At 41.9% G+C, this 21272-nt stretch carries 18 protein-coding genes and 2 pseudogenes; all 20 read right to left on the bottom strand.

Annotated features, from left to right (window positions below; all coding sequences use genetic code 11):
• Positions 1-1008: a bifunctional lytic transglycosylase/C40 family peptidase gene (locus tag G593_RS0112135; RefSeq protein ID WP_029731855.1), complete on the bottom strand. Its 1008-nt coding sequence runs from the start codon at positions 1006-1008 to the stop codon at positions 1-3.
• Positions 1005-3167: a CD3337/EF1877 family mobilome membrane protein gene (locus G593_RS0112130; protein WP_029731854.1), complete on the bottom strand. Its 2163-nt coding sequence runs from the start codon at positions 3165-3167 to the stop codon at positions 1005-1007. Before G593_RS0112130 ends, G593_RS0112135 begins: the two co-directional genes overlap by 4 nt.
• Positions 3167-4060, bottom strand: a pseudogene (locus G593_RS0112125) (ATP-binding protein); the annotation flags it as partial. The pseudogene G593_RS0112125 and the gene G593_RS0112130, both read right to left, overlap by 1 nt.
• A gap of 165 nt (positions 4061-4225) precedes the next feature.
• Entirely contained in the window at positions 4226-4729 is a 504-nt protein-coding gene (locus G593_RS0112115) for an antirestriction protein ArdA (protein WP_029731852.1), read from the bottom strand.
• Between the two features lie 17 nt (positions 4730-4746).
• Positions 4747-5244, bottom strand: coding sequence for an antirestriction protein ArdA (locus G593_RS0112110; protein WP_029731851.1), 498 nt, complete (start codon positions 5242-5244; stop codon positions 4747-4749).
• Positions 5219-5455, bottom strand: coding sequence for a hypothetical protein (locus G593_RS19600; RefSeq protein ID WP_081646546.1), 237 nt, complete (start codon positions 5453-5455; stop codon positions 5219-5221). The genes G593_RS0112110 and G593_RS19600 overlap by 26 nt, the downstream gene beginning before the upstream one ends.
• A gap of 73 nt (positions 5456-5528) precedes the next feature.
• Positions 5529-6455: a DUF5677 domain-containing protein gene (locus G593_RS0112105; protein WP_029731850.1), complete on the bottom strand. Its 927-nt coding sequence runs from the start codon at positions 6453-6455 to the stop codon at positions 5529-5531.
• A gap of 69 nt (positions 6456-6524) precedes the next feature.
• The gene (locus G593_RS0112100; RefSeq protein WP_029731849.1) at positions 6525-6746 is read right to left on the bottom strand and encodes a hypothetical protein; all 222 of its coding nucleotides are present in this window, start codon (positions 6744-6746) and stop codon (positions 6525-6527) included.
• Entirely contained in the window at positions 6743-6883 is a 141-nt protein-coding gene (locus G593_RS0112095; RefSeq protein WP_029731848.1) for a DUF3789 domain-containing protein, read from the bottom strand. The genes G593_RS0112100 and G593_RS0112095 overlap by 4 nt, the downstream gene beginning before the upstream one ends.
• A 15-nt stretch (positions 6884-6898) precedes the next feature.
• Complete coding sequence (gene mobT, locus G593_RS0112090; RefSeq protein WP_081646547.1) at positions 6899-8131, bottom strand: MobT family relaxase; 1233 nt, start codon at positions 8129-8131, stop codon at positions 6899-6901.
• A 158-nt stretch (positions 8132-8289) separates the two neighbouring features.
• Positions 8290-9678 (bottom strand): FtsK/SpoIIIE domain-containing protein, encoded by a 1389-nt coding sequence (locus tag G593_RS0112085; RefSeq protein WP_029731846.1) that lies wholly within the window; start codon positions 9676-9678, stop codon positions 8290-8292.
• 63 nt (positions 9679-9741) lie between these two features.
• Positions 9742-10770 (bottom strand): DUF6602 domain-containing protein, encoded by a 1029-nt coding sequence (locus G593_RS0112080; protein WP_029731845.1) that lies wholly within the window; start codon positions 10768-10770, stop codon positions 9742-9744.
• 81 nt (positions 10771-10851) lie between these two features.
• Positions 10852-11220: a YdcP family protein gene (locus G593_RS0112075; protein WP_029731844.1), complete on the bottom strand. Its 369-nt coding sequence runs from the start codon at positions 11218-11220 to the stop codon at positions 10852-10854.
• Between the two features lie 16 nt (positions 11221-11236).
• Positions 11237-11563 (bottom strand): YdcP family protein, encoded by a 327-nt coding sequence (locus G593_RS0112070; RefSeq protein ID WP_029731843.1) that lies wholly within the window; start codon positions 11561-11563, stop codon positions 11237-11239.
• 191 nt (positions 11564-11754) lie between these two features.
• On the bottom strand, positions 11755-14796 hold the full coding sequence (locus G593_RS0112060) for an SrtB-anchored collagen-binding adhesin (protein ID WP_029731842.1): 3042 nt from the start codon (positions 14794-14796) through the stop codon (positions 11755-11757).
• A gap of 445 nt (positions 14797-15241) precedes the next feature.
• Positions 15242-15823 (bottom strand): annotated as a pseudogene (locus G593_RS0112055) (site-specific integrase); the annotation flags it as partial.
• 52 nt (positions 15824-15875) lie between these two features.
• On the bottom strand, positions 15876-17108 hold the full coding sequence (locus tag G593_RS0112050; RefSeq protein WP_029731840.1) for an acyl-CoA thioesterase/bile acid-CoA:amino acid N-acyltransferase family protein: 1233 nt from the start codon (positions 17106-17108) through the stop codon (positions 15876-15878).
• On the bottom strand, positions 17098-17532 hold the full coding sequence (locus G593_RS0112045; RefSeq protein ID WP_029731839.1) for a MarR family transcriptional regulator: 435 nt from the start codon (positions 17530-17532) through the stop codon (positions 17098-17100). Before G593_RS0112045 ends, G593_RS0112050 begins: the two co-directional genes overlap by 11 nt.
• 364 nt (positions 17533-17896) lie before the next feature.
• Positions 17897-19312 carry an IS1182 family transposase gene (locus tag G593_RS0112040; protein WP_029731838.1) on the bottom strand — a complete coding sequence of 472 codons (1416 nt, stop codon included), beginning with the start codon at positions 19310-19312 and terminating at the stop codon, positions 17897-17899.
• A 103-nt stretch (positions 19313-19415) separates the two neighbouring features.
• Positions 19416-20699 carry a group II intron reverse transcriptase/maturase gene (gene ltrA, locus G593_RS0112035; RefSeq protein WP_029731837.1) on the bottom strand — a complete coding sequence of 428 codons (1284 nt, stop codon included), beginning with the start codon at positions 20697-20699 and terminating at the stop codon, positions 19416-19418.
• Positions 20700-21272 lie beyond the last annotated feature (573 nt).

Here is a 21272-nt window from a genome sequence, read left to right as displayed (position 1 = left end):
CTATTGCTTAATTCTGCCAGCTCCGATAAGGTGCTGTTGCCAGTAGCTATTATTTAAATCAGCGTAGCCTATCGGGTCGCCAGCGTGGTACATCTGGTTATTTCCCACATAGATACCGACATGGGTTACATACGTTCCCGCATTGTAGGTACTGTGGAAGAACACCAAATCCCCAGCCTGTGCCTGTGAAAGCGGGATATGCTGGGTAGCGTCATACTGTGCCTGTGCCGTTCTCGGCAGACAGATACCAGCCTTGCCATAGCACCATTGAACCAACCCCGAACAGTCAAAAGAAGTGTTAGGATTGCTCCCGCCGTACACATAGTCCCAGCCTTGATATTTCAGAGCTTCATTCATTATCTTCTGTGCCAGTTCACCCGATACTTGACTGACAGTGAGATACTGGCTGACAAGCTCTACATAGAACATATTCCCGTAGGCATATCGCCAGCCACCATTGCGGGCGACAGCGATAGGGTTCGTGTAGACGACTTTCTTTCCACCCGACTTGTCACGGGCGAAGTTCTCTGCCAACGTGAAGCTGTGCTTTTTCCCGTTCTTAGCTACATAGTCGATATAGCCCCCGCCATAGTTATAGGACTGTACCACAACGTTTATATCCTCTATGCCTTGATTTTCTGCTGAAGAAAGCAGGGACGCAAAATACTTGCACCCCTGCTTGATTGAACTTTCCGTATCAAGGGAATTAGGCGGTAAGCCCATGCTCTCGGAACTCTGCATAACGTCCTCAGCTGTTCCGCCACTTTCCACCTGTATGATTGCCAGCAGATAGGAGACGTACTCGGATATGCCGTATTCTTTAGCGTATTTCTCCACCATAGGCTGATGTTTCAACACCTCTGCGGACAGGTTCATGCCCGTTACCCATGAGGAAGAACCACCGCCCCCGTCGTCGTCCTCGGCACTGATAAGCATACCAAAGAAAAGCACTATCGCAAGAAGAAAGGAAAACAGACTGCCGATAAGGGCGATATGTCTTAGCTTCATTTCTTACGTCCTTTCTTATCCGTAGTGTTTAGGGTCACTTTCTTGATGTTTCGTTCCTTTCTGGTGAACTGCTGGTTCAGCTCCATACCATTGAGCCTTGTTCCATGTTTCTGCAATACAGGTTCAGAAGTTTTCCTGTCTGTGCCAGACGCAAGCGGTCGCTCCTTGACAGACTGTGCTTTTGTCGGCTCGGTATGTACTTTGTCAGTGCTTGTCCTATCAGATGTGACAGGGTGTTTTCTCATATCCTGCATGACAGGCTCACGTTCTTTAGAAGCAGTCACAGGTCTGTCATGGGGACGGGTAGCTCCTGTTGTCGCTGATCCGTCCGTCGTTCTGCCAGTCTGCCTTGCTTCCTGTGCCTTTTGAAGCTCCATACGTTTGTCAGCGATATTCTGTCTGTGCTGTTGGAGTTTGTCGGCACGCTGACTCTGTCTGATTTCCTGTCCCTGCACAATGCCATGCTTGAAGTCGGAAACACTGGACTTTGCCTTTTCCTTTGCGGAGTGTACGGCATAGGCGGTCTGGGTCGGCATATCCTTGATATTCTCCTTGACAGCCGTTGCCTTGTCCTTGACCTTGTTTTTCGTATCAAGCACCGCACCCACGGCTGAACCAGTTCGGCTTCCAAAAGACGCATTTTCTCGACGCTCTTTTCTCCCTGTACCAGCTCTGGCAGATTTTCCGGAACCGTCATTCATGGCTGTTCCTGCTACTGTACCAGCCACCGCACCAGCGACGCTTCCAGCACCGACAGCCCTTGCGATACGGTGTTCCATACGCCTAGCTCTGTGTCGCATAAACAGATAAGGACGGCGGAATATTCTGCGTCCCATGCTCTGGCTATCCCCAGCGTTAAGGCTGAACATACTCATAAGGTCACCTAGCTTCATGTAGATACCCGCAAAGCAGACTATCTGTAAGAACGCTATCATAAAGAACGGGTAATCGGTGGATATGTTGTAGAACATACTGGAAATACTGAAAGCCACCGTGACAATGAGCGTTATTCCCGCCCTTGTCATAATCGTATTGAATACTCGCACGATTGCCTGTTTTGCCATGTTCTCATAGCTGGGTATCATGGAGAGCAGAAAGCTAATCGGCAGGAACATGGCAAAGATGATAAAAAGTATCTGGGAGAATATCATCATGCCCGTAAGCAGGAATACGAATATCGTTATCCCCAGATTGAAGATGAGCAGGAAGAATACCATTCCCAGACGGTTGATGACCTGCGGTATCGTCAGATTGTCGTTGTCGTTATCCTCGATTTCCATTTTCACCACATCTTCACGGGTCGCCCCGTCGTCTGCTGACGGGCTGACCGATACCAGAGCTTCCACACGGTCAGCTCCGATTTCTTCTATATCGCTGTTGCCAAACTGTAAGAGTAGCCACGGCTGTTGCACCTGTATGGAGAACAGGCTATCCCTTATCAAGTCCACGCTGTCTTTTCCCGTACTGTCGCTGTCGGGGAGCATGATTTTTGTTCCCAAGTCTAGAGAAGCTGTGGAAATATCAGAAGAAAAGTCATTGATTTTCTTGATATAGTCGGGAGCGTAAGCAATAAAAGAAGCGGACACGATAAACACCACAATAAAATTGATAACGGCGTGAAGCGCCTTACTGGTTTCTCGCTTGATAAGTCCCGTATAGGCTACATAGATACCCACGATAAGGATAATGAGAAGCAGAAAGCCTACATAAAAGCCCGTACTTCCAAAGCCGTTTTCCGTTACGCCTGCTAATGTCTGTATGCTCTTTCCGATACTGTCTGCCATGTCGTTGATGAAGTCCAGCTTATATGCCTGCTGGACAACGTATCCTGTGGCGTTGGAAAGGTACAGGCTGATAGTCCAGATAAAGTTGGTGATACAGTACAAGCCGTACTGTACGGACTTTCCGATACCGTCCAGCCAGTTCCACGGAAGCCAGCCCCAGCTATTATCCACATAGAAATCAAGTTGGTAGTTTTCTAGCGGGTACTGCGAATACAGGTTGTCCGCATTGACCGTATCATCAACAAGCCCCGTGGCATGAGCCACCGTACCGAACAGGGATAGAAACACGACAGAGGTAAAAATGACTATCAGAGCTATCTTGAAAAAGCGAAAGAGCTTCTGTTTCGTCAGAAGCCCCTTTATCCTTTCTTTCATCACTCCACCTCATTTCTATGTATCGGCGGTCTGGTATCAAAGGCGTGCAGTAATTCTTCAAAGACAGGGTGTATCTGCACCACACCCACACGCCCATATAAATCTTGAAGCAGGCATTGCCCGTTCTCCAAGTCACGAAGCCTTTTTTGGTTGTTCTCAGCCTCTGGGTCGATACCGAAAAATTCTAAGGTCTGCTTAATCTCGTTTATATCGGTACTTCTAAAGGCAAACTTCAAGCCGATATTGTTTTTCAGACTTTCCTTTGATACGTCCCCAGAGGATTGTGTGACGAAGTACACACCAGCCTGCATAGCACGTCCCGCACGCACCAGCTTGTTCGAGAGGGTTTCGCCCTGTGCCACATTCAAGAAAGCCCATGCTTCATCCAAATCCACGATTTTAAAGATACTTCTGTCGCTGTGGATAAAGTCAAGGGCAAAGGTACTAATGACAATCAGCATAGCCACGGACAGCAGTTCAATGGTCGTGTATTCCTCAAAGGTCGTGTCCTTGTCGGGCAGTACCAAATCTGCCACCTGTATGATATTGAGCTGGTTGTCTAAGCTGATAGCGTTCTTAACCGAACCGTCAGAGAACAGCAGATGTGCAAAATCATAGTCTGTAAAGCTATCGATATGGTCGGCAATATTGCGGGCTATCGCCGTGTCCTCTCTGCGTAGCTCGTCTATCACATGGAGAAGTCCTCGCTGATCGCTCTGGGTCACGGCTCGCACCGCTTTTCTAAGGATAGGAAACTTCTCGCCGTCCCTAGAGGAAATTCCCGTAAGGAATGTGAGAATGTCTATTGCCAGACTTTCAGCGTCTTTTACGTTCTTCATAATCACGAACGGGTCAAGAAGCCCTGCATTCTCCTTGTCGCTGGTAAGGTTTGCGTATAAAACTTTTTCCACGTTCCAGATACCCGTGTAGCTCTTAATCTTTTTCAATCTGTTTCAGCTCCTTTCTTTCAACATCAAGGGGACAGCCCGCTTCTGACCGTCCCCGTAAAATATAAAAAGCTGTCAGTAGCAACACTTCCTGTCGCTGATCTGCCAGCTCTAATATGGTATCTCGCAAATTCCTCGGCTTGTTTCGATAAATGTTCCCTCAAAGGATAAATCCCTGCCGTATGCTTCATAGTCGATATAGTTCTGTAGCTGTGGCGGTATCTCGCCAAGCGTCTGCATTTCATCAATGAAGTAATAGGCAAGGTCGGTCATGTTGTCACAGTCGGGATAGAAATACACATCATCCTTATGTTCGTAGACTTCTTCCAGACTTCCATAATGGGACATAAACTCATCCAGAGCGTCCATGATATAGTCGGGAAGCTCACAGATAATGTCATACATCTCATTGAGCTGTTCAATCGAAACATACTCCCCGATTTCAATGGGAAAGTTATCAGTATCATGGACAGCGTATTCTTCATAATAGCTGTTCAGTCCGATACGATCCGCAACTTCTTCTTCATCGATGGGAAAAGAGAACCAGTCCCCAACAAGGTAGCCCTCGTTGTATTTGCCGAGATTAGCAATATATACCCTCATGTCGTCAACCAATGGCACACACCTCTTTTCTATGGAAGTTCATAGATACCGTGGTCGGTTTCCACAAAGCGTCCGTTGTCGTCAAGATATTGCCCGTAGGCTTCATAATCGAAATAGCGGATAACGCTCTCACTAAGGGAAGTAAAGTCTGGGTCATTGTTCAGAATGTGGCGGGCAACGTCCGTCATGTTCCTGCACCATGAATAATGGATAATATCATTCCTGTATCGGTGCAGTTCTTCAAGGTCAGTAAAATGGCACATCAGCTCCATATAGTCCTCTTTCAAGTCAGAGGGTAAATTTTCATAAGTAGAATACAGGTCATTGAGCTTTTCCACGGTGGTATCTTCCTGCACTTCATCAGCAAAGGGAAGCTCCTTACCTGTAATAGAGTAATAGTCCGTATTTACATCAATCCCCAGCAGTTCTTCCACCTGTTCTGTGTCGATAGGCAGGGTGAACCAAAAGGCTCGTATCTCGCCGTCTGTCGGTTCTCTGGCTTCAATCTGCACACGCATTTCTTCCATGTTTCATCACGTCCTCTCTTGTCAACGCTTCTTGTATGACGGTGTAAGGTATACCGAATACATAGCGTGAAAAATCTTCTAACTGTTTCTTAGGATAATCAGACAGGCAAAGGCGTTTTATCTCAAACCAGACCGCACGCTTGTAGTAGGGCAAGTCGGAGAGATACGGACACCCAATTTTTGCCTGCATTTCCGAAAAAATATCGTTCAATCAATCACTCCAATCTGAAATTTGAGTATAGAAAAAGCGGTTGATCTCCAAGGGAGTAACCGCTTAATCATAACTAATTACCTTCATCAATTTTTAAAGATACATCAATAAGTTTATCTATCAAATTACTTAATATTTGAAATTCCATACCACAATCTTCATTATCATTCATATCTCGCAGGTTCTCAAATAATTTCAGAATAAGAATAGCTCCATTTATTAGTGTATCAGCTATTCCGACATTTGTACGTCCCACTAATTTTTCTCCAAAATCTGCACCTATTCTATTAAAGGTCGTTGATGAATAGGCGTGTAGAACCCTACTAGATTCTTCATAAGCTATATTCCATTCCTTATCCTCTACTCTCAATATAAAGTTTTTTTCTATATCGCTAAATGAAACATATTTTTTCTTTTTATTAACTGAAAGAAAATTTTTAGCCCATTCGTATCTATTGCTGGAATTATATTCTCTCATATAAGATTCAGCACACTTTTCATCATGAGTAGAAATGAAATCTCCAATTACTATCAATTCATAAAGTGAACGCCAAAGAATTTTTGCTCCTTCTGGAAGTCCATTGCTATTCAAAGTTATAATTTCTAAATAACGTTGTAAAGCTTTGGCATAAATCATATAAACTACTCCATGTTTGGTAGTCATTGTTTGAGAACGTACATAATTATTTTGATTTTCGCCATATTCTACTGCTTTGAGCCAAACTAGTTTTGCTAGACGTAATGGCAATCGCCATTTTTTATTTAATGCTGAAAGATATTTCATATCTTTTGTTTCAAATTCATTCATCTCATTAGAAATATTATTAAGTATTTTATCTGTTTCATTATTAGAAACTGTATTAAAATATTCCCAATAACCGTCACTTTTAAATTTTTGTTCCATTATATGAGATATCTCTTCTTCAGTTTTTCCTTGTTTTTTTAAAAGTAACATTTCTTCTACTGCAAGTTGTTTCATTAAATATTCATATCGTTTCATCATAAACCACCTTTATCTTGATGATTGATAATTATATCATTCTTCTTAAAAATCTACTACTAATAATATTTATGCTCCAATGATACGGTTGAACAACTCTAACAGCACGTCCTTGACGCCCGAAGCATTGAACACCAGACCCACGGCGATAAGGGCAATCACAAGGAAGCCGATAAGTTTTGAAAACTCTCTCTTAAATCCTAAGTAGATACCGATTACCACGATTGCCATAAGCACTAAGCTCTGGGCGTTGCTTAAAAACCAGTTGTATAAGTTCTGTCCGAAATTCATTCTTTATCAATCCTTTCCTTTTTGATTTCTTCCATTTCTTCATCAGCCATTTTGCTGACCTGTGCGATACACATAAGGACGACACCGATACCCATTCCCAGCGATGCCAGCACCAAGTCCTTGACAAGTTCTGCCATAATCCCAATTCTCCTTTACTCTGTGATAAGTTCCTCTGTGTCCGCTGTCTGCTGACGGATTATCTGCAAATGCTTTTCCGTCAGCTTTGCATTGTCCTCAATCTCTTTCAGATAGCTTGTGCTATTGCCAGCGTCTATCTTTTTCAGCATTTTCAGCGTAGGGGCGACCTGCCTGCTTATCCAACCCAGCGTCCTTTCCAGCGTGTAAGGCTCTGGCTCTGTCGTCAGCTTGACAGGTGGGCGGTCTTTCCCGATAAACCACGTCCAGCGGTCATTGAGCTTCCAGTCTGTCTTTCGCTTTTCCGGCTCTCTGTCCACGAAGCGGATATAGTAATTGATGATAGAAAATGCCGTCTGTTCTGCGTCATAATGGGTCAGCAGTTCACGGACGGCATAATAGGCTCTTTCATCTTTCAGTCGTATCTCGAAGCGGTTCTTTATGTGTGCTTCCTCAAGCGGTATTCCCAGCTTTGCGTACTGTTCGTAGTTCTTCTCATAACAGCAGAAGTAGACTTCTGATTTCAGAGAGCCGATATACAGCGTGTGTCCCATTTCCGCCTTGTCCTGCTCGTTGTGCTTCACCAGCTCGCCAGAAGCATAGGACTTGAACGAACGGAACAGGGAAACACATTCCCCACGGTTGCATTTTGCGGTCAGATCTGGAATATCCAGTATGCCCGCCCTGTCGTTAATGGCAAGGTCAAGGCGTTTCATCACACCACCCTCAACCAGAGCGTCCATGAGGAAGTCATACCAGCTTCGCTCCTGTGCCAGCAGATAGCTCTCAAACTGGCGACAGCCTTTTCCTTTCAGCTCCAGAAGCGTACCTTTTTCCTCATCTTGCGAGGTATAGACAAACACATCACCCAAATAGTAATGCTCGGTGTACTTGTAGTGTCCGTAATCCTCATGGAGCATATAGTCGATATTGAGCTTCAATATATCTTTAATAACGTGCTGTATATCCAGCGTAGGAAAACGGATACGCACATAGTCGAACAACAGGTACATGGGAGCGTCGGGATTGAATTTCTCAACAGCTTCCATGAGCTTTTCCTGCATATCCTCTGTGAGCGTTACCTTTCCCGCTTCGATACGGTTTAAATGTTCACGGCTGATACCAGCCATGACTGCAAGCCTTGTCTGGGACACGCCGTAAGACTGACGTTTCTCTTTCAAGGCGTTTATAAAGGTGCTTTCATTCAGCCTGCATACCCCCAATCGTGTATTTATATAAATCTGTGATATTTTCCGCCGATTGTCACAGTCAGCCATGAGTGAGAGAAACCCCTTATGACAAGCGGGATTTCCAGACTTTTTGACCGTAGTTTCCAGCGGAATTGTGCCCCTCTGTTAGATACCGAGGGGCTTCTTTCGCTGGCGTGGCTGACGCCACACCAGCAGGGCTAGTCCGTGCCGTCGCCTTTCGCTTCGCACGTCGCCGTCCCGTCCTGCCTTTTGAGAACGAGCGAGCCGATAGCCTGTAAAAAATCATGCCCCTTTGGTACAAGGGGAGTGTAAAACTCTGATATGACGCTCGTACCCACGTCACAATAGCCACGCCCTTTGATACGCTTCTGGAAGAACTGCTTCTTTACGTCGCTTCCGAAAAGCATACCGTAGCCAAGCTCGCTGATACGTCCCAAGCCCACACGGAAGTTGAAGTTATCTCTAATACCGTCTGAAAAATACTTTGCGTCGGGACGCTGGCAGGCGACAATGAGAAAATAGCCCGCCTGTCTGCCGAGCATGACGATTTTCTTTAGTTGGCTTAAAAGGCTCATACTTTCCTTTGTCCCCAGCATTTCCAAGAACGCCACATATTCATCAAAGATAAGGAAGCAGGGCGGTAAGCCCAGATAGGCATAGTTTTCGCCCGTCTTGTAGTCTGGGTGTTGCTTCATTTTCTCGTTTCGCTGTAACATGCCCTCATAGAACGCATTGACACATTCAATCATATCTTCTTTGGTGTGGTACACATTATCCATGACCGTACCCAAGTCCGCAAGGTCGGCGTTCTTAGGGTCTAAGATGAAAAGCTGGGCGTTGGTCTGCAAGAGGGCTTCAATGATTGTCAGCAGGAAATAGGTCTTTCCACCGCCAGTCCCGCCACAGATAAGGGCGTGAGGAAGTGCGTCGTATTCCCATGTAAGGTTCTTCATCAGATGCAAGCCCCCGTTTTCTGCTTTTACCTCGTCAATCGTGATACGGTTCGCTATCATGTCATAGAGCAAGGTGTATTCGATATAGCCATCATGGAGCGTCTTGTCGGTCAGCTCACAGTACAGCCCGCTTTCCAGTTTATCTTCCAGTCTAAGGAACTGGTCTTGATACTTTCCCAGAGAGATTTCACAGCGGATATGGAGCAGTCCCGTGTCCATTTGATAATAGATTTTAGGAAACCAGACGATTTTTTCCCTTGATCTGCTCTGCAGGTCAGCGAAAAAACCGCTGTCCTGTACGGTCTGGGCTTCATACCACTTATTGTCCAGTATCATGCGTGCCAGCTTTTGACGGTGCAATAGCTTCTTGAAGCTGTCATGGAAGAAGCGGTAATAAAGAAAAGCGACCAATGCACAAACACCAGTCGCTATCCCTATGGTTATGAAGTTGTATGTGGAAAGCGTCACGCCATTATCAAGTAAGCTGAAATGCTCCCAATCGGTACGCATGAGCTGTCCCATGTTCAATAGCAGGAGAACCGCCACGAACAGGAGCAGAAGCGTACCCAAACAGAAGCGGTACACAAGGTTCTTGTCACTAACTCTGATACGCTTTCCTTTTCTATTTATCAAATATCCATCTCCTTTCAAAAAAACTGGCAGTCGTTTATGTTTATGACTACCAGTTCATAGGTATTATTTATTTTCTTTAGTTTGTTCTATAGATTTCACTGTTACACCATCTCCAAATGAGCGTTTAATAATAGCAGAGAATTTACTTATAATTTCAAGAACTTGTTCCTCCGAAAGAGAATGCTTTTTTAAATCTTCTGGCGTTAATTGCTTCGTAAAAGCCTTAAAAATAATTTCATTGTATTTCCCTAAAAATTGAACTTCCTCACCAGTAAAATTTGTTTTTCCAGCTTTTAGTGAAAAATCTTCTGGAATAAGGTCAAGGGGGATATATATTTGCAGATTATTCAGTGCGCCCGACTTTTCAGCATATTTTAGTAAATTAGGTGGAAAGTTCTTTGTCGTATTAAGATGTTGCTGTAATACCAAATAAAATAGATATAAATTTAATTCAAGACTGTTTCTTATTATGGCTATAGTTGTTTTCTCTGATGGAGTAATTTCAATTTGTCTGCCCTCAACTTTCGGTGTATGTATGATTATACCTTGATTTAAAATACATACGATATTAGGTTGCTGTGAGTAGGGAATCTCCTTACAAAATTCTCCTAAATTTTTTGCAATAGTTTCAATGGTGGTTTCAGAACTATATGCAAAGATAGCACCAAAAATATAATTATATTTTTGCGGTATAAAAGGAGAATTATGTAAAACAGATAATTCTAATTCTTTAACACTTTTTATGTTTTCAACGCTCTGCCTTAACGTGTCTTTATTAAGTGTAGATTTAACCTCTATGGTTGCATATACACTTTCCACAGGAATAATACAAGAGGACTCCGTTTGTAAAAATGTAGGTGAATTAAAAGCATCATAAACGAAAAAGTCTTGTTGACGGCTTTGTTTTCCTTGACAATCAGTAATGATACCATTTCCAACAGTAAATTTTTGTGGCAACAGTTCTTTAATTCGTTGCCGTAAAACGTCTTCCCTGCTAGTGCCACGGACGCCCATATGCTCGATATGGCTGGTTATATCTTCATAGTCTATTTGTAATTTTTTGGCTATGGACTCAATATTGTAGAGAAACATAATACCACCCCTTTAATAAAGTTTATATACTGATTATACCGTATATTTGAGGATGGATACAATCTGATAGACTATTAAAAATTATTTTATATTTGCTGGTGCTGTTTTATGACCAACGTTTGACTTTTGTTTCAGTATAATATCATCTGCCTTGATGTACCACTCCACATCTGCCCCTCGGTAGTTGGCGTTTGCCACCGTGTCGGCAACAGGATTGATAAGCTCCACCTCGGCATTGTACGGATAGTCCTTGACAGGGATTTCTGCTGGGATAGATACCTGTATCGTGCGTTCCTGCTGACTGCACTTCAAATCATAGGTTCTACGCTTGATTTCCTCGCTGGTCGTCCCGTCCTCATTCTCCATACGCACCTCATGTCTAAGAGCAGAGAATTTCAAAACACCGAAAGTCTTTTCCTTATCTAATACAATTCCATTCGCTAATCTCATAATCTGTTATCCCCCTTTACTTGCTTTCCTCGGCTGGAAGCATATCGTCAGCCGTTAAGATATAGTTGGTATAGCCACGACCTCTTACGTTCTTTCCCTCGGCGGTAATCTTCGGGTTTACGAGCTTGACTTTCTGCTCATATTTGAAACGCTTCTCCCCAGCCTTTGCGGGAAGCACCACGATAATGTCGTCGGCTCTCTGAATGTCGGAATACAGGTTATAGCTTCTTGTCATGGGAACAAAGCGACCATTAACACGCTGTTGCTCCACCTCATTTTCACCTGCAAACTCTAAGTTTCCAAAAGTCTGTGCCATATCTGGCACGATATATTTTAATTTCATGTGTTTCTACCTCATTTCTTTCTGTCATTGATATGTGAGGAGCTACACTCCCCACGCCCCTAGTGGACTGTCCTTTTCCGTTGATCTGCAAACAGAAGAACAGAAAAGGAACAGTTTAAATTTTCATTTCCTGTTACAAGTCCATACGGCGGGGAACGTGATTTCTTCATCATCATAAGTAGACCGCCCGATTAGGAACGTCTACGCTTGAAGAAGTATGTTCCTGCCACGCCTGCACCAGAGAGAGCAAGAAGTCCTAAGAATAAGGCAATGTTTGTATTATCACCTGTCTTTGGAGCGTCTGTTGTCTTGCTCGGTGTATCTGGTGTGGTCGGCTGTTCTGGTGTAGGTTCTTCTGGCGTTTCTGGTACTTCTGTAATTGTTACCGTTTGCCCGTCGTCCTCAATGTCCTTATGCTCTGTAACCTTAGTCGGTTCGTCTGGATTGCTCAAATCGTATAATTCCTCAAAGGTCACAAGCTCTTTTCCGCCAAGCTCGGAAGCGTCGAATGTAAAGGCAATCTGAACTTCCGTGCTTTCACTGTCGGCAGTAAAGGTATAGTCATTCTCGACACGTTCACCATTGATGATAAGCTCTGCGTTTTCGTCCTTAATCATCTGCCAGCCTTTGAGCTGATACTTCGTGCCGATTTCCAATCCGTCGAGGGTAACGGTATCAATGATTGTCACGTCTTTTCCAGCTTCAATCTCTTTCTTACCATCCTCGCTGGTCGCTGTAGTATGGATAGAGATGATACGCTCCGTAATAAGCACCGTCTGTCCCTCGTCGTCAATGTCCTTGTGTTCAGCCACCTTTACAGGTTCGTCTTCATTGGAAAGGTCGTAAAGTTCCTCAAAGGTCACAAGGTTCTGACCGCCAAGAGCAGAAGCATTGAATGTGTATTCCATTTCAATCTTCATTTCCTCATCATCAGCAGTAAAGGTATAGCTGTTTTCTATACGCTGTCCGTTGATAAGAAGCTCGACATTTTCCTCTTTCAACATCTGCCAGCCTTTCAACTGATATTTTGTGCCTTTTTCCAATCCGTCAAGTGTAACTGTGTCAACGATTGTTACCTCTTTGCCAGCTACAATAGACTTCTCACCGTCCTTGCCTGTGGCTGTAGTATGGATAGTGATTTCTTTCTCGTATTCATCCGTAAGTGTTCCTAAGTCAACGGTCACATTGTTTCTGGACACCACGATTTCAAACGGTGGGATAAGCTCAAAGCCCTTGTTGCTCTCACAGCGTAATTCCTCAATGATATAGGTATCGTAAATCAAAGCACCTTTGCTGTCGTCTGGCTCGCTTGTCCCAAACCAGATACCGTCCTCGCTGGTCTTTCCTGCATTAGTGTTGTTCTTATGGGAAGCCCAGTCAGAAGAAGTGGAAAACTGCCCGTTGTCGTCAGTCACGATAACATGGCTCTCACCTGTGGTCTTGCTGGTGATCCTAAACGGAACTCCCGCAAGACGCTGGTGTGTGCCAGCACCAATCTTGACACCCTCTAGGTCGCCACGCTTCACTTGATTGTAAATGGAAGTGTCCTCGCCTGTAAGGTCAACGATTTTCCCGTCCTCTGTGATTTCAAATTCAATCGGTTTCGCACCGTCAGTCAGATAGCCCTCTGGTGCTTTGCTTTCCTCAATACGGTATTTCCCGTATGGTAACAGGTCGGCAGAAGTAGAAGCCACGCCCTCAATGTCAGTAAGGATTGTCTTTACCACTTCACCTTTCTTGTAGAGCTTGCCCTCAACAAGTACGGTATTGTCATTAAGAGAAACGATTTCAAATTCAGCGTCTTTCAAAGTCGCACTTCCTTGACCTTTTGTATCGCTGGTTTCCAAATCTCGTTTCTGGATTTTCACACCGCCACGGATAACCTTGTCTGATACATGGTACTGATTGCTTCCAGACAGTACGGCAAGGTCGCCGTCCTCGGTAATCTGTGTAAGGTACATTCCTTTAATTTGTTCTTCACTGCCATTTGCCTGCATATACGCACCGTCAAGAAGATATCCGTTTGGAGCTTTTGTTTCCTCAACGGTCAGCGTTCCTAAAGGAAGCACGTTCTTTCCGTCCTGTGTATAGAAGCTATCCCCAGATACCTTGTATTCATCAGAAAGGAGGGAAACGTAATGGATAGTGCCGTCGCTGTCTTTTTCAGCGATTGTCTTTGTCACCCATGTTTTCGTAGGCTCACTAGGGAGATTGTCGGCGGTATAGTGTCCCGCATAGAATTTCCATGTGAACTCCGCACCCTCTAGGGAAGCGTCGCCCTGTGGAGCGTCTTTCTGTGTTTCCATGTCAATCTTAAATAATTCAATCAAGGTGTCTGTGACCTTTGGTGTATCGGATACGTTCAAGGTCGCTGTCTTGCCAGCTTCCACATTTAAGGAATATACAGTGCTGTCCACCTTATAGCCAGCAGGAGCAGAAAGCTCTTTGATATAGATTGTGCCAGCCTTTACTTCCACGGTATCCGTGTTCCCGCTGTTATCAGTCGTAAGGGTGACAAGCTGTTTCGTACAGTCCTTATCAGAATAGACACCATAAGTCGCACCAGCGATAGAGTAAAGCCCGTTTCCGTCGGTAATGCTGGCATTACTGGAAGTCTTTTTCAATGTAGCATTTCCTACGGCAAGTTTCGCCCAGAACTGTCCAATATCCTGTCCCTCGCCAGAGTAGATATAACCGCCACATTCATAGCGTCCCTTGTTTGCACTGGCAAAGGCTTTCGCCCCAGCATAAACCTCGTCCTGTATGGCTTTCGGAATTTCATCATAGGAAGCTCTGACATTATCACACTGCCAGCCAAGATGAACACTCAATCTCTGCCATACGACACACTGTTCAAGAAGATAGACCTGTTTATAGTTCAATCCGCTGTGGCTCTGTGTGTACTGCTTGACGTATTCCAGAGAGAGGGCAACGTCGGAAATCTGGTCGGCACTCATGCGGGTACTTGCATCGGCTCTGGTCTTGTAGCCGTTCTTAAAGTTGGTGTTGATATCCACGCAGTAGGCAGTTTCGCCCTCAACTTTCATGTAGCCCTCATTGAATGTCGAACCGATAGAACCATCATTCATCACTTTTTCAACAACACCGACACGCTCTGCACTTTCTGTCCAATATTGCGTTTCAGAAGCATGGACTGCCGTTGTAGGCAAAGCGGTAGCGATAGTTGCAAAGGCAAGGAAGCCTGTGGCTAATCGCTTCAATATCTTTTTCATAGCTTTTAAAATTCTCCTTTCGTTTGGATATAGAAAAAGCCGTCCATTTCTGAACGGCTGGAAATAGAAAAGGAACGTCAATATCGGCGTTCCATAATCTACTTACAATATTCAATTTTTCAATTTGTGATACTGATATACTGTGGCAAGAAAAGGTATCTCTCTGCTGATTGACACCAATTTTGACACCAATTTTTTGTAAAATGACGATTTCTGATGAGCTAAGACAAAATCATAAAATCCGAGAATGCCCGTAAATAGGCACTTACGGCACTCTATGAAGTTAGACAAAATCCACACTGTGATAACAAGTATTGAGTGCTAGTTTTTTGAGATTTTTTTGCAAACCTTGATTTTACGAGGTTTGCAACACTTTTTCTTCCTTATAATCATCACTTTTTCTTGATTTGACACCATTTTGACACCAATTTTTTTATTTTTGGTGTCAGCTAATTGCTACGCTTTCCAGCCTTGTGATTTCACTCTCAATTCTGGACATCTCACTTACATGGTTATACACGTCCATTGTTACATCTATGTGGGCATGTCCCATAATATATTGAAGAACTTTTACGTCTATCCTCTTTTCTGCCATTCTGGTACAAGCCGTATGTCGCATAATGTGAGCGGATACCGTTGGTAACAATTCAGCATTTCTATGTTCAGTCTTTGCAATTTGAACTTCTTTTTTGTTATATGCGTCTACAATATTATATAAGATATTGTTTATTGCACTAGGCATGAGCGGTCTGCCGGACTTTGCCATGAAAATGAATCCTTTATAACCGTCTATCTCAACATCTTTTCCTTTTTGAAGCATAAAGTTTAATTTCTTTTGTTCTTCAAATGCTCTTTGTACATCTGATGTCATAGGGATAGTTCGGATTCCAGAATCCGTCTTTGGCGTGGAAATATGGAATTTATAGCCATCGCCTAAATCTTTATAAATCAACTGATGGTCAATACTTACCGCTTTCGTTCTGACATCTACATCTTCCCAAGTCAATCCAATCAGTTCCAACGATCTAAGCCTTGTTTGTGTTACTCCGTATTCCTCACGCTTTTATAAACTAATCTTTTCATATGTTTTTTAAATAATTAATAAACCAAGATAGAGTATTTTCCCACGACAGTATAGCCTCATAATATATTTTGTCTGTTTTATACTTTTTATAGCGTGGATTTGGAAGATAGGAAATGGTGTTCATATGCCCTAACTCTGTTGTTAATACAATACTCTTTTCATATGATTTTGCTTTTTTCATAATGTTAATTGATGCACTATAAGAATCCCATATTTCATCTTTTATTGAAGTAATTAGTAAAAGGGGACATGTAACATTTTCTATGTCCATAACTCCAGAATCATCAATACTTGATTTCTTCGTCAGCATATTCATAATAAATTCCCTTATTTTAAATGGTTTATAAGATATCTCTTTTCCACCATATGTCCAAGAAGAATGTTTAGAATTTCTCTTTCCTTTTAACCCTTCATAAACTCTATCACTTGGAGAATTTAAAACTGCACATTTAATACCATCATATTTAGTTAGAAACATTAGACTATATTCTGCTCCCTTTGATCTACCATAAATTCCAATCTTTGCAGAATCAACAAATGTCAACTTTTGTATATACTTTAATGCTTCTTCAATGTTTTCAAGTGGTATTCTATCTAAACTTGATTTTTGGTTATTCATTCCGAAATAACTAATAGCTAGTGTCACAAAACCATGATTTGATAACATCATTGCAATATTTTGTGCTTTTTCAATTCCTCCATCACTACCAGATAATACTATAATAGCTGGTTTTTTATTTTTATCCTCCTCATAAAACAATCTCCCTTGCCAACTATCCCTTAGTATATCATAGTAATTTATATTAGAATTTTTATAGAATCTATTAAAAGTTGTTTTAGCAAGTAACTTTCCATCCGATAAAACTGAAATTTTATAACTTACAACATCATTTAAAGGTAAATTTTTAAGGTCTCTAATATGTTTTTTATTAACTATAGATACAGCCTTAAGAGATTCAAACAGCCCCATATCTCTAATGCCTATATAATCTCCCCCTTTAGATGGTGAGTTTTTAAGGGATACTATTCCATTTGAATCACTAAGAAAAATAGCTTCAGCTTGCCAAAATGTATTCTCTGACCAATTCATAGGAGCATTTATATTATAAAAACAGTTTGTTTCTAAAATAATTTTAATTTCTTCAAACTTTTTTAATCCCTGGATGCATATATTCATCTTTGAATCCATCATTTTATTAGTATCTTCAATTATAATTTTACATCCCATCGTATTCCTCCCAAGCGCTTATGATATCAGACATTAATTCGCTCAATTGTTCAAAAAAAATACAATCATATTTTTCAAAAATTCTTCTTAAATCATTTTCTATTTTTTTATGCTCTTCATCATGTTTATTACATACTATTTCTCCTTTAGATGTTAACTCAAGCACAAAACTTTTCATGTTAGCCTTTTTCTTTTTGACACAATCTTTTTTTTCTAACAAATTAACTAATTGCGTAATGGCACTTCGACTTACATTCAGCTTTTCAGCATATTCACTAAGAGTGTAATTTGGGTTTTGTTCAGCTACTTTCAATAAATGTACCTCTGATAAATTCAAGTCAAGAATTCTATGTTGTTTGTGTTCTAAACTGAGATATGCTTTTATGAAGTTTTGAAATTCGCATAAAATTTTTTCGTAGTTCATTTCACCGCTCCTTTTTGTTAACGTACTTAACAAAATATCATATTCATAAAAAAATGTCAACTATATACTATTAGGCTATGATTTGTAAAGGATAAGAGAAATTTCTTCCGGTCGTTTTTCCAGCATATAGCCGCCATTAGCCGCCGTATTTTTACAGTGTTCGGGTCGTCGTAGACTTGCCGATAGGCAAATCGAGTAGGAGGAATTTCTCTTAAATGAGAAATTCCGACCTCTCACACCACCGTACGTCAGACTGTCTAACGATTCGAAAATTCAGTCTGATGTACGGTATTTTTATATTTGATTTTTTTAATACCATTTTTATCTTTGTTTTTCACATGAATTACATGCGTTCCTCTCCCTGCTACATCACACTTCCTTCAAACTTCGTTGCTAATTCTTCTGTTGAAAACATGCTTAATAATCGCTTAAAGTTATAAGCGATAAACATAGATGCAGCTTCTGCGTCAACATTCTCTTGTCTGCGTCGATGAAAGAAACTATATCCGAGACTTCTTTTTATAGTCCCAAACGGATGCTCCACGATACATCTTCTCTGTTTATAAACCTCGTTATTATTTAGTGTTTCATTATACACAGTTTCAAGAACATCTTCATGTACCCAACGCTGTATCGTTCTTCCAGATGAAGAAGTAGTGCAGTCTTTTTTATATTTGCATGAATTGCAGTCTGTACACTTATATTTGCGATACTTCATACCATTCTTCGAAGTATTTTCAAAAAATCGTAATCTATCTCCTGCTGGGCATGTATATTCATCAGTTTCACCATTATATATAAACTTTTCTTTGCGAAATTCATTATCCTTTGTAGCATTATTCGCTTTAGCTTTTTTTATAAAGACATTCATTCCGGCATCAACACAGTTTTTTATCTCCGTTCCGTTATAATAACCTGTATCTGCCAGAACTGTAGAAGACTCTTTTTCTAAAAGTTCGGATGCTTTTTGTGCCATAGTGTAAAGCTGGTTTTGGTCATTTATATCATTAGTCGTCGAAATATCTACAACAAAATGATTCTTTGCATCTACAACAGACTGTACATTGTAGCAGATATCCAATGAGCCGTTATTTTTCATCCTTCTTGAATCAGGATCTGTCAAACTCTTTTGTTCCAGTCCTTCATCTTTTAATTCCTGTTTTTGTGTAAGATACTGTTCTTTTAGCTCTTGATATGTTTTTAGTTTATCTGTAAGGTCATCTGCCAGCGCTTCATCTTTAGCGATTGCCATAAGATATGCATTTATCTGAGCTTCCGCATATTCGATTTTTTTATCTAAACCGCTTTGCGTAATACAATTATGCTTGCTGTTTTGAGCACGGATCTTAGTTCCATCAATAACAATCAGTTCTCCATCAATGAGCCCCCATCCTTTGAGAATAAGGGTAAGATTTCGTAATGTATTGTGAAACGCAGCCTTATTCTTCTGAACAAAACCTGCAATAGTACCATGATCAGGTGTTATGCAGTTTACCAGCCACATTAATTCCAGGTTGCGTTTTGCTTCTGTTTCCAATGCTCTGCTAGAACGAATCTTATTTAAATAGCCATAGATATGAAGTTTTAATAAATCAGATCGGCGATAAGGTGATTGTCCTCGATTCCTACCACTATACTCTATAAAACCTAGATTTTCTAAATTTAAGGATTCTACATAAGAATCTATTACTCGTACAGAATTATCCTTACTTATTAAGTCATCTAATGAAGTGGTTACCATTCTTGTTTGATATCTATCTGCGCCAACAATATATGCCATAACGAATCCCCCTACGATACTGTATTTGGTAGTTTTATTATAACATTTTTCTTAATCGTTAGACAGTCTGACGTACGGTTCCGTATACGGCGGTTCAATCAACTTAACAAGTAACACACTTTTCGGTGTAGTAATCTAACATTGTGATTAGTCCAAATGAGGCTAATCTTTTGTTACTTATAGCAACATTTACTGCGCCTTTGTTACATACATAAGCTATTCTTTTACCTGTGTATGCAACTCGTCTAGCTGTGTTTCTGTCTATTCCAAGTTTTACAAGGTTCTTCTCTCGATTCTGTGGTGTTTTCCATTGTTTCCAAATGCACATGCGAAGCCGATAACGGATTCTTGAATCTAATTCCTTGCATAGTGTTTTCATACTGCCTATCTTGAAGTAGTTAATCCAACCTCTTATGAGCTGATTGAGCTTCTCCACTTTACAGCTGTTGCTAACACCCCAACTACGGCATGTGAGTTCTTTCATTCTCTTCTTAAACTTCGCTACTGATTTTGCATGTGGTTTTGCCTTAAACTGATGCGCTCTTGAATCAAAGTAGAACCCAAATCCAAGGTATTTAAGTCCGCTTGGTCTGTCTACTTTACTCTTAGTCATGTTGACCTTGAGCCCTAGCTTTTCTTCGATGAATCGTGAGATATTTCTCATAACTCTATTCGCAGACATTTCACTTCCGACCATGATAATACAGTCATCTGCATATCGTACAAAGTTAAGCCCTCTCTTTTCCATTTCCTTATCAAGTTCATTGAGCATGATGTTTGCCAGCAATGGAGAAAGGTTTCCGCCTTGTGGAGTTCCCACAATGGAATCCTCATACTCATCGTCTATCATAATTCCGCTCACTAGATACTTCCTTACAATAGAGATGACATCTCCGTCCTTAATTGTTCTTCCAATTAAAGTCATTAGCTTATCATGGTTTACTGTGTCAAAGAACTTTTCCAAGTCGATGTCTACAATCCAGTCATTTCCGTCATTCATTATATCAAGTGCCGTTAGAATTGCCTGCTGTGCACATCTATTAGGTCTGAATCCGTAACTGTGGTCATGGAACTGTTCCTCATAGATTGGTGTTAACGCCTGTGCGATGGCTTGTTGTATGAATCTGTCTGTTACTGTTGGTACTCCCAGGTTTCTGACACCGCCATCAGGCTTTGGTATCTCCACTCTTCGTACTGGCTGAGGCTTATATTTTCTTGTCCTCAACTGTCCCTTGATGGTTTCGCCGTTCTTTGCAAGGTGTTCCTTCAGTTCTGTGTACTTCATTCCGTCCACTCCCTCAGCACCTTTGTTTCGTACGACTTGCAGATATGCTCTGTTGAGATTATCACTAGATAATATCTGCTCCATTAGATTACTTGTGTCCATGCGTTCTTTCCTTTCCGTCTCGCTTGATTTGACCACCTTTTACCCGATTGGTTACGGCAGATGTTGTCATTTCTGCAATACGAGACATACTCAAACTGATTGATTGTTCGCCCCTTCGCTCCATCCCCATTACAGAGACTTCTTCACTACTATGGGCTCGGCTGACTTCTCACAGTTCGTTGTTACTAGGCTAATGAAACCTCTGTGAGACCTCCACGCTTAAGGTGCACGCTCTTTCTCTCCATATATCCGCCGCATTTACTCTGCTTCTACAAACGTGGTAGTTATTAGACTTCGCTGTTCTTTGCCAGCTTATCACTCGAAGCCTAGCCTTATATGTGATTTCTGTCCGTCGGACCAGAGATTTGCTTACAGCTTCCTTCAGATTCCACCTCACGGTAGACACCCTTGCTGTTCGTCTATACATTTCCCACTACCTGGGCATGTTCGGGACTTACACCCGTTAGAGCGCGCCCATGGCGCGCAAACAAAGAAAGCGGCGGCTCTGAAAATCAAAGCCGCCGTAATTTAGAAATGACGCGTGAAGATACTTTATGGCACGGTGGTCCTTTT

The sequence above is a fragment of the Dorea sp. AGR2135 genome (assembly GCF_000420885.1).
In the GTDB taxonomy this organism is placed as follows: domain Bacteria; phylum Bacillota; class Clostridia; order Lachnospirales; family Lachnospiraceae; genus Dorea; species Dorea formicigenerans.
The sequence above is the reverse complement of the archived record's forward strand: the minus strand, read 5'-3'. Positions and strand labels throughout refer to the sequence as shown.